Raw genomic sequence first — 13,165 nt, forward strand, 5'->3', positions numbered from 1 at the left:
TCCTGTGCGCAGTTCTCCTATTCCCGATATCGGTAAGGTCGTGGTGTGGAAAAGGACTCACAATCCGAGCACGCTGCCGCCGCCGCGCCAGAAAGCGTGCATGCGCTCACGCCCAGGCAAGCGGCGGCAGCGATCTTCTCGCGGCGACTATCCGAACTGATATCGGAGTCGATGGTCTCGACCGCGGATGGTGCGACCAGGTCATTGACGTTGTATTCACTCGCGCAGCACCTGGAGATGACGTATCCGGACGTCCCCATTTCACAATCAGGTCTCTACCGCCTGATCCACGGCGATTCGATTCCCAGACTCGATCTGGTGATTGCGTTGGCGCGGGTTTTCGAGGTGCCTCCCGAGTTCTTCGTGACGGAACCGGAAGGGCGTTGAGGCCGACCAGATGTTCCCACTGCTGGGAATGCGAGAGCGGGTGGTACCTGTTCACTCGGTAGTATTCGGACATGCCCGAGGACCCACCGGATATATTTCTTCATCAGCGAGGGGTGGTTCTCGAGGCATTGCTGTCCGATCCGGAATTGGACATCCCGGACTCGGCCAGCGGGCCGGATGGGACCGAAGCTAGGTCGGTCCCATCCGCGCTCAACCCGTCGGCGGCGCCTGCGGCAGGCACCGGCACACCCCGCGCCAGCGCGCGAATTCTCGCGCTGCTCAACGGAGAAGACGAACAAGCTCCGGACAGGCAATCCGCCGTGCGATTCCCGGAAGGCGAACACGTCGTCGATCCCCGGCGGGAATCCGCGCCCGCCGCTCCCAGTGAGGAACCGCAGCCGCAACGGCCCGCGCGCAACTCGCCATCATCGATCGGACAGCGGGCGGTCGCGGCCCTGCGCCGACCACGCGTGGCGATGACAGTCGGTGCCGTGGTGATCGTGATGCTCATGCTGGTGATGTTCATGGGGGGCGAGGAACCGGACGATGCGTCCAATGACCACCTGCTGGTCATCTCCCCTCCCGCGGCCGCCACAACGACATCGACGAGCACTACGGCCGTGGCATCGGAGATCGAGGTGAAGTCGGCACAGTCGAAATGCCCACCCGGCAGCACCTCGGGAATGGATGCCTTCGCTGGGGAATCAGGCAAGGCGTGGTCCTGTGTCCGCGCGTTCAAGGTCGACGGACAAGTGTTGTCCATCGACCTCGGCACAGTCCGCGAGATCGACTCCATCGGCATCGTCCCTGGATGGGACAGCGTGAGTCCGGACGGCGAGGACCAATGGTCGAAGTATCGCACCGTGAGCCGCGTTTCCTATCAGTTCGACGACGCCGACACCTCGCTGTACACCCAGCAGACGATGGACCAGCGCACGCTGGTCGTCACCAAGTTCACGCCGCCGATCCGCGCGTCCAAGATCGTGCTCACCGTCCTCGAGTCGAAGGGGGACTCGTCGTTGAACACCACGGCGATCTCCGCGATCACGATCCGGGGGCGGTAACGGCGTGTCCGAACTGGTGTGCCGATACTGCGGACACCCGAATCCGGCGGACAGACGGCGCTGCGAACATTGCGGTGCGCCGCTGACACCGGAATCGAGCGGCGGCCCGGCCGGCTCGGGTCTGGCGCGGGCCGCGGAGACCGCGGTGGCGGAGGTGATGGCCCCGGGTGAGCGTGCGATCGGGGTGGTCCGTTGGCTGATCCGTCTTGCCGCGGTGGCTGTTTCGATCGGCCTGGCGTTTCTCGGAGTGCGTTCCTGCTCGTTCTTTCCGCAGTCGAGCGAAGACCACTCCGTCTACTCCGCGCTGCCGGAGCCGCTGCGGTCGGCCGCGGTCTGCCGGCCGCTCACGGATGCGACGCCGATCCAGAAATGCACCATCGAGGCGGATCACGCCTTGTTGTTCGGCGGGCTGGCCGGTGGCCGCGCGCTGACGTTTTACGCGGACCGCGCCGACTCGACGCGTGGCGCGGACACTGTCCAACGCTGGCGGCGCTCGGGCGGAACCGTGCTGCGTGACGGCCCGCGCGAGTTCCTCGCCATCGGAGCTTCGGGCGACGTGCTGTATCGCAACACAACTTCCGGGCTGCAGATCGAGACAGGAACCTTCGCGAACCACAGGGCCGCGAAGACATTTCTCGCTCGGTCCGGGCTCGTGAACTGACCGGGTGTTGCGTCCGAGAGGGAGCGACAGCTCTCACAGTCGATAGGAAACCAGTGGTACTCAATCAGCACCCCACATCACCCTCGCGGCGGCCCCACGGCGACCCGGGCGATCCGGAAGCCGCCTACTTCCGCTGGCTGCGGCCGGGTGCCGCGGCGACCGCGGATCGGGCTCAAAGGATCTTCCGCAACCACCGCGCGCTCGCGACGGTCCGTGCGCCCGGGGCATCGCTCATCCGGGTATATCGTCCGGCCGACGGGTGCGGACTGGGCACGGCGGTCCAGATCGTCATCGACGACATGCCATTGCTGGTCAACTCCGTCTCCGCCGCACTACGTCACCTCGGCGTGGCCGTCGGCGAACTGGTCCATCCGGTGTTCGACGTCGACCGTGACGAGACGGGGCGGCTGCGATCGTCGACGTCGCTGCGTGGCGGCAACGCGGTGGCCGCGTCCGGCAACACGGTACGCGAGTCGTGGATGCACGTGCAGCTCGCCGCGGAGGTCGGAGACGATCTCGCGGAAACCATCTCGTCGACTCTCTCGCGATTGCTCGCCGACCTGAGCCGTGTCGCTGACGACACCCACAAGATCATCGAAAGGATGCACACCGTCGGCGACAAGCTCGCCCAGGCGGACCGCCGTCTCGGTGACCAGGAATCGGGGGAGTGCGCACGACTGCTCCATTGGCTCACCGACGGGCACTTCACCCTCCTCGGATACGGCTATTACCAGGCTCATCGCACCGTCGATGACGAAGCGGGCGCGGAGGTATGGCAACTCCCGGACACGGGGCTGGGCGTGCTGGCCAACGCGCGCGCCGCGGAGCTCACGGTCCCGGTCTTCGGCGCGAAGCGGCCGACGTTGCGGATGGGCAGTGGATCGCTCGACGCGGTGCTGCCCGGTGCGCGCGACCTCTACTTCATCAGCGTCGCCGACGCCGCGCCGGGCGACCGATCCGACGCGGTCATCGGCAACGACACCGTCGCACTGGTCAAAGGCGAGCACGTCTTCGTCGGCACGTTCACCGTGACCGGCCTGCACGAGGACATCCTCGACATCCCTGTCATCTCGCGGCGAGCGCTGCAGGTCATCGAATGGTCGGGAGTCGAACTCGATTCGTACTCCGGGCAGGCGATGCTCGAGATGATGCAGTCCTTCCCGCGCGTAGAACTGTTCTCCACCGATGCTCGTCGGCTCTACGACACCGTGTCCGATGTGATGAATCTGGGTCTGCGACGCCAGATCCGGCTGTTCCTGCGGCACGATGAGCGGTCCGGGGCTGTCTACTGTCTCGTGTACATGCCGCGTGACAGGTACTCCTCCGAGGCCAGGCAACGGATGAGCGACATCCTTCGCGGCGAGTTCCAGGCTGACCGCGTGTCGTACTCCTCGAGGGCGAGCGAATCCGAGCTCGCGGTGCTCTATTTCACTGTCCATCGAGGGTCCACGTCCGGGCCGGTCGATGTCTCCGAGCTGCGCCGCGAGCGAATCCAGGATCTGCTGTTCGCGGCGACGGTGAGCTGGATCGATCAATTGCTTGCCGCGGCGGACGCTTCCGACATCACCTCTTCAGTGGTGAAGGCTTACATCGATGCCTTCCCAGCGGGGTACCAGCAGGACCACTCGCCGGCGCGTGCGCTCGCCGATCTCCGCAGGCTCGAGCGGTTGCGAGACGGCTCCATCGATGTAAATCTGTTCCGGCGCCCGGACTCCCCGATCGGGGAGTGGCGCTTGAGTTTGTTCGTCACCGATGCGAGCACATCCCTGAGTCGGGTTCTTCCGGTCCTGCACAGCCTCGGAGTCGAGGTCCTGGATGAGCGTCCCTACCGAATCCGCCGCGGGGATGGCGTGACCCGATGGCTGTTCGAGTTCCGGCTGCACGTGCCCGGGTCGGTGCTACAGGCGGCACTCGACCCGGATCTGGACGCTGGCTTGATCGACGACGGCACCGGCGCGGCGCCGGAGGCCGGGTTGCGTCGTCGCTTTCCCGAGGCGTTCGAGGCGATGTGGTTCGGACGGTGTGACGTGGATCCGTTGAACGAGCTCGTGGTGCGCGCGGGCCTCGACTGGCGCCAAGTGACGATCTTGCGTGCCTACGCGAAGTATTTGAAGCAGGGAGGATTCGCCTACACTTCCAAGACCATCGCCCGCGTGCTGCTCGCGAACCCCGCAGCCGCCAAGTCCTGCGTCGAACTGTTCACCGCCTATTTCGATCCAGACAGGGCGCGCCCCAAATCCGATGCGGCAGCGACGAGCATCGTCGAGCGCTTGCAATCCGACATCGACGAGGTCCTCAGTTTGGAGACTGACCGGATTCTGCGTGCGTTTTTGACCCTGATCACGGCGACAGTCCGGACGAACTACTTCCGGCGCCACAACGCGGGTGGGGCCCCGTCCTGCCTGTCGCTGAAACTCGAACCCCGACGAATCGACGAACTCCCTTGGCCGAGGCCGCATTTCGAGATCTTCGTGTATGCGCCGTGGGTAGAGGGCGTACATCTGCGTTTCGGTTCAGTCGCTCGCGGGGGCCTGCGCTGGTCGGACCGGCAGGAAGACTACCGGACCGAGATCCTGGGGCTGGTGAAAGCGCAGGCGGTCAAGAACTCGGTCATTGTTCCAGTCGGCGCCAAAGGCGGCTTCGTGGTGAAACGGCCTCCGGTTGCGACCGGTGACGCGGGAGCGGACCGGGCAGCGCTGTCGGCCGAAAGCATCCGGTGCTACCGGGCGTTCATCGCGGGAATGCTCGACATCACCGACAACATCGATCGCGGCACCGGCGCGGTGGTGCCGCCGGCACGAGTGGTCCGCAGAGACGGCGATGACACCTACCTGGTGGTGGCCGCTGACAAGGGGACCGCCACGTTCTCCGACATCGCCAACGAGGTCGCGGCAGACTACGACTTCTGGTTGGGCGACGCGTTTGCGTCGGGCGGCTCGGCCGGATACGACCACAAGCAGATGGGAATTACGGCCCGCGGAGCGTGGGAAAGCGTGAAGCGTCACTTCCGGGAGATGGACGTCGACGTACAGACCGAAGACTTCACCGTCGCCGGAATCGGGGACATGAGTGGCGACGTCTTCGGAAACGGCATGCTGCTGTCCGAACACATCAGGCTCGTGGCCGCGTTCGACCACCGGCACATCTTCCTGGATCCCGAGCCCGATGCCGCCAGGTCGTTCCAGGAACGGCTCCGGGTCTTCGGACTGCCACGCTCGTCGTGGGCCGACTACGACCGATCGGTGATCAGCGCCGGTGGCGGCGTGTTCGATCGGTCGGCCAAGTCGGTGGTGGTGAGTCCACAGATCCGGGCCGCGCTCGGCATCGAATCCGAGGCCGAGTCGATGGCGCCCGCTGAGCTGATCCGTGCGATCCTGACGGCTCCGGTTGATCTGCTCTGGAACGGGGGAATCGGCACCTATATCAAGGCGAGTGACGAATCGGATGCCGCCGCCGGCGACAAAGCGAACGACGCCGTGCGGATCGACGCGAAGTGCTTGCGTGCCAAGGTGATCGGCGAGGGAGGCAACCTCGGTGCCACGGCCCGCGGACGAATCGAGTACAGCCGGAACGGCGGCCGGATCAACACCGACGCCCTGGACAACTCGGCCGGGGTCGACTGCTCGGATCACGAAGTGAACATCAAGGTGTTGCTCGATATGGCGATCTCGACCGGCGATCTGGCGCCGCAAGACCGCAACCCACTGCTGGCATCGATGACCACGGAAGTGGGCGACCTGGTGTTGGCCGACAACATCGCGCAGAACGTGCAGCTGGGGTTGTCCCGGTCCACGGCCGGTGACATGGTCGGCGTACACCGGAGGCTGCTGACCAGCCTCGAGCAGTACCGGGGCCTCGACCGGGACATAGAGGGCCTGCCCACCGATACGGAACTCGCGCAGCGGGCCGAGGCAGGCACCGGGTTGAGCTCGCCTGAACTGGCGACGCTGATGGCGCACGTCAAGCTCGCACTCAAGGCCGACCTGCTCGCCGGCGACCTTCCTGACAGTCCCGCGTTCGCCGCGGTGCTGCCGGAGTACTTCCCTGAGCCGCTGCGGCGGTCGTACATGGCAGCGATCCGCAAACATCCCCTGCGTCGCGAGATCATCGCGACAGTACTCGTCAACGAGATGGTCGACGACGGTGGCATCACCTTCGCGTTTCAGCTGGGCGAGGAATCGGGGGCGAGCACCGAGGACGCGGTCCGTGCATTCGCCGCCGCGGTGGAGATCCTCGACCTGCGTCAGGTGCGCCGCCGAATCCGTGCGGCCGCGATGCCCACCTCGGCGCGGGACGCGCTCGAGCTCGAGCTGAATCGTACGTTGGACCGCGCGGCCCGGTGGTTGTTGACGAATCGTCCGCAGCCGATCGCGGTGGGCTCGGAGATCACCCGCTATCGGGACAAGGTGGCTGCGCTGGCTACCTTCGCTTCCGGTGCCGGGACAGACGGTCGGCCGGAGTTGCCCGCCCGCCCACTGGTACCCGGGGCGCCCGAGGACCTCGAACGCGAAGTGTCCGAACTCGTTCGGCTGTGTCCCTTGCTCGACGTGATCGACGTGGCCGATATCGCCGACCGCGATCCGGCCGAAGCAGCGAGCCTGTATGCCGCGATGAACGACCACTTCGAGATCGACCGTCTCGTGGCCGCAGTCGGAGATCTCGAACGCGGAGACCGTTGGCGAACGCTCGCCCGCCTCGCGGTCCGCGACGATCTCCACGATTCACTCAGAATGCTGACACTGGACGTGCTGACGGCCACGGAGCCCGAGGACACCGTGGCCGAGAAGATCCTGTTCTGGCAGTCGATCAACCGGTCGCGACTGCACCGGGTGACATCGACCATGCGCGAGATCTTCGACTACGGACAGCTCAACTTGGCGACGCTGTCCGTCGCGGCGCGTCAGGTGCGAAGCATGGTGCGAGGCAGTGATTCCGGGGCAGGCCCGGCACCTGCAACCGCTGAGTGATCCGATCTGCGGTGGCCGGCGACTGAACAAAGGTCAGTCACCGGCCACCAGGCGGGCGCCACACTCGGCGCAGAAGTTGGACGAGGGAGGCGCCGCGACACCGCAACGAGCGCACTCACGACGGTGCTGCACCGCGGCCGCCGCACCGCAGCAGCCGCAGAATCCAGCGTCTGCGGGTGTGGCGGCGCCGCACGCCGGGCAGGCCGAGGAAGGTCTGCCTCTCGGCCGATCGCGGCTGGCTCCCGACGCTGCGGTCCCGTTCATGGCGTTGAGCCCGAGCGCGGTGCCCAGAAGATCGCTCGGGCCGGTCTGTCCGCCGCCAGCGAGTCCCGCACTCGCGCCGAGCGCGAGCTCGCCCGCGGCGTAGCGTTCGAAATCGCCCGTCAACTGGATGTATCTGATGTCCTTGGCCAGCCGCTTGACCCTGGCGGCATCGGCGGGATCGAGCGAGATGTCGAAGTTGCCCATCCGCGATACCTGCAGGCCGTAGTCGAAGAGTGCGATGTTGGACTGCCGGATGACGGCCGCTTCGATCTCCAGCAGGTGCGCCGACAGTCCGACGATCGGCCAGTCGCCGTTCGCCACTCGACGGGTGACCGCGATCTTCATCGCTTTGACGAGTTGCTCCGACGACCACCGCTGTAACAGTTCCGGGTCGGAGAGGTCCGCGGTGCCGGCCAGGACCGTCAGCAGGGCCGTCGGATCGCGGACGGTCAGTGCGAACTCGCCGAACACTCGCAGGCTGACGACCTGGTGGGTTACCGGATCGGCGACATCGGCCAGTCGCCCGCCGAACCGCACGCCCGGAAACTCCCGTGAGGATACGAAATACAGCTCCGCGCGGTAGAAGTTGCCGCCGGACAGACGGTCGATGACTGCGCCGAGCACCGGGAGCTCATCGGTGTCTATCCGGTGGCGGCCGGGGCCGAGCTCGGTGAGGACCTGCCCGGACTTGACGAAGAGCGCCGTTTGGTCGGCGTTCACGATGACCCGCGAGTACTTCCGAATGTTGAGATCCGGCCACTTGTAGACGAGCTCGTGCTTGTTGCTGTCGGGGACCGCGATGAACTCGCGTTCGAGCCACTTCACGCTGCTGCGCACCTCCGATCGATTCACAACGATCTGACCTATTGAACGTGCCACTATCTAACGGTACATTGGACAGTGATATGATTGGCGTCACGTGAAAGGCCACCTCATGACATCAACTCGCCCCGCCGCGGGGCCGGACGCGCCGAAGAGTGCGTCGTTCGAGGAAGATGCGGGCTACCACAAGTCGTTGCGTCCGCGACAGATCCAGATGATCGCCATCGGCGGAGCCATCGGGACCGGATTGTTCCTCGGCGCCGGCGGGCGGCTCGCCCATGCGGGACCGGGACTGTTCTTGGTCTACGGAATCTGCGGCGTCTTCGTGTTCTTCGTGTTGCGGGCGCTCGGCGAACTGGTCCTGCATCGTCCGTCCTCGGGGTCGTTCGTTTCCTACGCGCGGGAGTTCTATGGCGAGAAGCTGGCGTTCGCCGTCGGTTGGATGTATTTCTTCCACTGGTGTATGACCGGCATCGTAGACATCACCGCCATTGCGGCCTATGCCCACTATTGGGGAGCCTTCGAGGTGGTACCGCAGTGGGTGATCGCCTTGATTGCATTGCTTCTGGTGCTCGCCGTGAACATGATCTCGGTCCGGTGGTTCGGTGAGCTGGAATTCTGGGCGGCGCTCATCAAAGTGGTGACGCTGGTCGGCTTCCTGATCATCGGAACGGTGTTTCTCGCCGCCCGCTACGACATCGACGGCGCCTCGACCGGTCCCAGCGTGATCACCGACAGCGGTGGCCTCTTCCCGACAGGTATGCTGCCGTTGATCCTGGTCACCACGGGTGTCGTTTTCGCCTACTCGGGCGTGGAACTCGTCGGCACAGCAGCCGGTGAGACCGAGAATCCAGAAAAGATCATGCCGCGGGCGATCAATTCGATCATCGCGCGGATCGCGCTGTTCTATGTCGGATCGCTCGTGCTGCTGGCGTTGCTGCTGCCGTACACGGTATTCCGTGCCGGTGAGAGTCCCTTCGTGACGTTCTTCTCGCGGATCGGTATCGACGGCGCTGGATCCGTGGTGAATATGGTCGTGATGACGGCTGCCTTTTCCAGCCTGAATGCCGGTTTGTACTCGACCGGTCGGGTATTGCGTTCTATGGCGATGAACGGCAGCGCGCCGGGGATCGCTTCGCGAATGTCGAGCCGCGGTGTGCCCTACATCGGGATTCTGGCGACGGGGGCCATCGCGCTCATCGGTGTCGGTCTCAATGCCGTCGTTCCCGAGCAGGCGTTCGAAATCGTGCTGAACCTGTCGGCGCTGGGGACGCTGAGCACATGGGCGGCCATCGTGTTGTGCCAGCTGAAGCTGTGGGACATGTCGCGAAAGGGGCTGACGCGTCGTCCGGACTTCCAGTTGATCGGATCGCCGTACACCGGCATCGCGACGTTGCTGTTCCTCGTCGGCGTCGTTGTCGTGATGGCGTGCAGTGACGATCCCGTCCAGCGTGGCGCGGTGATCGCCGCGGTGCTGGTGGTCGTACCCGCTTTCACCGGTGGTTGGTTTCTGGTGCGGTCCAAGGTGTTGCGGATCGCCGAGACGCGCTCCGGGATCACGGGACAGTTCCCCGTCATCGCGGAACGTCCACGCCGTGCGGTTCAGGTCATCGACGAGTCGCGCCCGCGAGACGAGTGAATCGACAGCCCTCGTCCCCGACGACGCGATCGGGGCGGGGGCTGTTCCCACCGCAGGGAAGGGAGAACGGGTGAAGAGTCACTCGGCGATCAGAATTGCGCTCGAACTGAGCGGAAGTTCTGAAAGGTTCGCATGTCCGAGCATCCTGCCGCGCCCGACCGTCCGTTCGCCCATCCATGGGCCTTCGCGCGCAGGCGCAGCGTCGACATCACCTGGCGAGCGTCGCACCCGTGGGCGAGTCGGCACGGAGCGGCTGCGCCGATGGGTGGTCCCGTTGAGCGCTCGACATCCGGGGCAGACGTTGCCGGGTCGACGGATCCGGGGTCCGCGGAGTCTTGGCGATCCGCTCTCGATTTCACCCTCGGGTCGAGTCTGTTGGGGGAGTTCGAATCGGGTCCGGCGACCGCGCGCTCGGGCCGTTCCCGCCCCAGCGGGCGAAGAATCTGTGACGGCCTCGTGGCGATGCCTGCCGTGACACCGGTCGATCCACGAAGCGTGGTCCTGGACAACCCGGAAGTGCCGGAGCGCAAGCGGTTCTGCTGGAAGTGTCACCTCCCGGTCGGGCGGGGCACCGCGAACGGACCGGGATCGGTGGTCGGTCGATGCGAACGATGCCAGTCGCCGTTCAACTTCCGGCCCGCCCTCGAGGCCGGAGAGATCGTCGCCGACCAGTACGAGGTCCAGGGGTGTCTGGCCCGCGGCGGCCTCGGCTGGCTCTACCTCGCGATCGACCGGAACGTGAGTGATCGGTGGGTGGTCCTCAAGGGGCTGCGGAACCCATTGGACTTCGAAGCCCATGTCGTCGCCCTCGCCGAGCGGCAATTTCTGTCGGAAGTGGCGTTCCCGGGAATCGTCAAGATCTACAACTTCGTGAAGCGCCGATCCGTGGGTGACGTGCAGGACGGCTACATCGTGATGGAGTACGTGGCCGGACGATCGTTGAAGAAGATGCTCGACGACCTTGCCCCGCACCGACTTCCGATCCCTGACGCGATCGCCTACGTCATGGAGATTCTCCCCGCGCTCGACTATCTCCACTCTTTCGGGCTCGCCTACAACGACCTCAAACCCGACAACATCATGGTCAGCGAGGACGAGGTGAAGCTCATCGATCTCGGTGCCGTGGCCGCGATGGACTCGTTCGGCGGCATTTACGGCACTCCTGGTTTCCAGGCGCCGGAGATCACCGAAACGGGTCCGTCGGTGGCATCGGACATCTTCACGGTCGGCCGTACCTTGGCCGACTTGGTCATGCTGCCCCGGGTCGGCGGGAATCCGGGCGAACTGCCCGACCTCGACGATATTCCGGAACTGCAGGAACACCCCGCCCTGTACCGCGTGTTGCGGCGCGCGACCGATCCAGACCCGGCCCGGCGGTTTCCCTCCGCCTACTCGATGCACTCCCAGCTAGCCGGTGTGCTGCGGATGACCTTGTCGATAGCCAGCGGGGACGAACATCCACACGCCTCAGTCGAATTCGGTGCGATGCGCGGCCCGTTCGGCATCGAGGAGCTGATCGGTCGCACTGACGGCATCGTCGATGGGGAGCACCGGCAGCTGGCCTTTCGCGCATCGAACGTGGTCGCGTCCCTGCCGGTGCCGCTGATCAGTGTCGGCGACCCGAGCGCGGAGCTGCTGGCCTCCCTCGCGCACATCGAAGCGTCGCACGCGCTCGACGAGTTGCGCCGCGCCGCCGATCGGATCATCGCCGGAGCTGTCGCGGAGCCGGCGACCTTCGAGTTGGAGGGCACCTTGACGGCGGTGCGCGCTTACCTCGATCTCGGGGATGTCGCGGCGGCCCGCGACAGGCTTACCGACCTTCGGCACCGTTTCGTAGCGGACTGGCGGGTGAGCTGGTATTCGGCGGTCGCCGGGTTGCTGGACGGTCGATGGGGCGAGGCACACGAGAACTTCGATCTCGTGCACGGAATGCTCCCCGGCGAACTCGCACCGCTGATGGCGCTTGCGGCCACCGCGGAATTCGCGCTGGCAGAGCCGGGTGGCGGTGAATCCGATACGGTGCGATGGCGACAATTGGCGACCGAGTGCTACGGCACGGTGTGGCGAACGAACCATGGCGTCGTCAGTGCAGCGTTCGGGTTGGCCAGGCAGCTCGCGGCGAACGGCAAGGCGCTGGAGGCCGTCTCGGTGCTGGACGAGGTGCCGGTCGCCTCCCGGCACCACTCCATCGCCCATATGACGGGTTGTCTGCTGCTTGTGTCACGGCCTGTCGCCGAGATCACCGAAGCCGATCTCGAGGAGGCCGGACGCAGGCTCAGGGCGGTGCCCGATGATCCGCGCGCCCTGCAGATGCGGGTCGTGATCGTCGGCGCGGCGCTCGAGTGGGTGCGCGCCGGTGGATGCCCGGCGGCGGGAAACGCGGAGTTGCTGGGATATCCCGCAACAGAACGGGGACTCCAGGTGGGATTGGAAGCGAGCCTCCGCTCGCTGGCCCGCGCCGCGCCGACTCGGCAACATCGTTATCGCCTGATCGACCTCGCAAACTATGTTCGGCCACGAACCTTGTTCTAGCGGGATTACCGGGCAGGCGGTCGATGCCCGGACTCGCAGATCCGTGTCAACACCACCGCGACGACACCGACAAGGGGGATGAGCCATACCCAGTTCCCGGTGACAGCAACGACCATCGCTGCCGCTGTCGTCGCCACGAGGACCGCGGCACGGCGCAAGCCAGTCCGGCGCGGTAGCGGCTGTGGAGCCGGGGGAGTGGCGCGAGGCAAATCCGCGAATAATTCGGCGAGCTGCACACGATCGGTCGCGGCAGCCACTGCCGCGCACCGGCACTCGAATTCTGTTGGCCCCAGTCGTCCGGAGCCGAGGTGCTCGGTCAGCTCGGTCATGGCTCGCAGGCGGTCGGTGTCGCTCGGCCGCCGGCCCGGTTCAAGAGTCATGGTGGCGACGGTATTAGGCGATCGCCCCGCGCGATCGGGACCACTCTCACAGGCGGGAAGCTCCAGACGGGGCGCCTATCTGTGCACGACGTCAGGCGAGAAGTGATTCCCGACCCCCCGCAAAGGCGGTATTCAGTTGGGTCGGACCGCCCGTGCCGTACGCGCCTGAGACTGACCCCTTTCTCCCCGACAAGAAAGTGAAATCCCATGTCCCTGTCACGACTCCGTAGCCGCGGCATCGGCGCCGCCGCCGGCGCCCTGATCGCGCTCACCGCGCTCGTCGGCTGCGGAACCGATTCCGCCCCGGCCGAATCGGCCAATTCCGCCGCCGACTCGGCGAGCTTCCCGCGCACGCTCGACACCGTGATGGGCCAGGTGACCATCCCGAAGGCGCCCCAGCGCGTGGTCGTGCTCGACACCGCCGAACTCGACTCGACCACCCTGCTCGG

The 13,165-nt window shown here is 65.8% G+C and carries 8 protein-coding genes and 1 pseudogene; 7 read left to right on the forward strand and 2 right to left on the reverse strand.

The genetic code is table 11. The annotated features are described in order from the left end of the window. Positions 1–45: 45 nt before the first annotated feature. The 4 genes from DFR69_RS33365 to DFR69_RS33380 all read left to right on the forward strand — a co-directional run bounded on the left by DFR69_RS33365 (position 46) and on the right by DFR69_RS33380 (position 7,079). Positions 46–387 (forward strand): helix-turn-helix domain-containing protein, encoded by a 342-nt coding sequence (locus DFR69_RS33365; protein ID WP_110041691.1) that lies wholly within the window; start codon positions 46–48, stop codon positions 385–387. Positions 388–458: 71 nt separating this feature from the next. Then, positions 459–1,451: a discoidin domain-containing protein gene (locus tag DFR69_RS34275; RefSeq protein ID WP_146229496.1), complete on the forward strand. Its 993-nt coding sequence runs from the start codon at positions 459–461 to the stop codon at positions 1,449–1,451. A 4-nt stretch (positions 1,452–1,455) separates the two neighbouring features. Continuing rightward, a complete protein-coding gene (locus tag DFR69_RS33375; protein WP_110041693.1) occupies positions 1,456–2,112 on the forward strand; it encodes a zinc ribbon domain-containing protein in 657 nt (218 codons plus the stop codon). Between the two features lie 53 nt (positions 2,113–2,165). Next, positions 2,166–7,079 (forward strand): NAD-glutamate dehydrogenase, encoded by a 4,914-nt coding sequence (locus DFR69_RS33380; protein ID WP_110041694.1) that lies wholly within the window; start codon positions 2,166–2,168, stop codon positions 7,077–7,079. Between the two features lie 33 nt (positions 7,080–7,112). Here the strand turns inward: DFR69_RS33380 and DFR69_RS33385 are convergent, their stop codons facing one another. Continuing rightward, entirely contained in the window at positions 7,113–8,168 is a 1,056-nt protein-coding gene (locus DFR69_RS33385; RefSeq protein WP_110041695.1) for an SPFH domain-containing protein, read from the reverse strand. A 109-nt stretch (positions 8,169–8,277) separates the two neighbouring features. Here DFR69_RS33385 and DFR69_RS33390 point away from each other — a divergent pair, with 109 nt between their 5' ends. Continuing rightward, positions 8,278–9,804: an amino acid permease gene (locus tag DFR69_RS33390; RefSeq protein WP_110041696.1), complete on the forward strand. Its 1,527-nt coding sequence runs from the start codon at positions 8,278–8,280 to the stop codon at positions 9,802–9,804. A 261-nt stretch (positions 9,805–10,065) separates the two neighbouring features. Continuing rightward, positions 10,066–12,336, forward strand: coding sequence for a serine/threonine-protein kinase (locus tag DFR69_RS33395; RefSeq protein ID WP_261774470.1), 2,271 nt, complete (start codon positions 10,066–10,068; stop codon positions 12,334–12,336). A gap of 5 nt (positions 12,337–12,341) precedes the next feature. Here the strand turns inward: DFR69_RS33395 and DFR69_RS35825 are convergent, their stop codons facing one another. Further along, a complete protein-coding gene (locus tag DFR69_RS35825) occupies positions 12,342–12,716 on the reverse strand; it encodes a DUF1707 SHOCT-like domain-containing protein (protein WP_110041698.1) in 375 nt (124 codons plus the stop codon). 207 nt (positions 12,717–12,923) lie between these two features. Here DFR69_RS35825 and DFR69_RS33405 point away from each other — a divergent pair. Beyond that, positions 12,924–13,165 (forward strand): annotated as a pseudogene (locus DFR69_RS33405) (ABC transporter substrate-binding protein); the annotation flags it as partial.

Origin of the sequence: Nocardia neocaledoniensis (assembly GCF_003182135.1) — a bacterium.
Taxonomy (GTDB): Bacteria; Actinomycetota; Actinomycetes; order Mycobacteriales; family Mycobacteriaceae; genus Nocardia; species Nocardia neocaledoniensis.

Coding starts and splice junctions, on each gene's coding strand:
- DFR69_RS34275 (WP_146229496.1), top strand. CDS start 459: ATGCCCGAGGACCCACCGGATATATTTCTTCATCAGCGAGGGGTGGTT.
- DFR69_RS33390 (WP_110041696.1), top strand. CDS start 8,278: ATGACATCAACTCGCCCCGCCGCGGGGCCGGACGCGCCGAAGAGTGCG.
- DFR69_RS33395 (WP_261774470.1), top strand. CDS start 10,066: ATGGGTGGTCCCGTTGAGCGCTCGACATCCGGGGCAGACGTTGCCGGG.
- DFR69_RS35825 (WP_110041698.1), bottom strand. CDS start 12,716: ATGACTCTTGAACCGGGCCGGCGGCCGAGCGACACCGACCGCCTGCGA.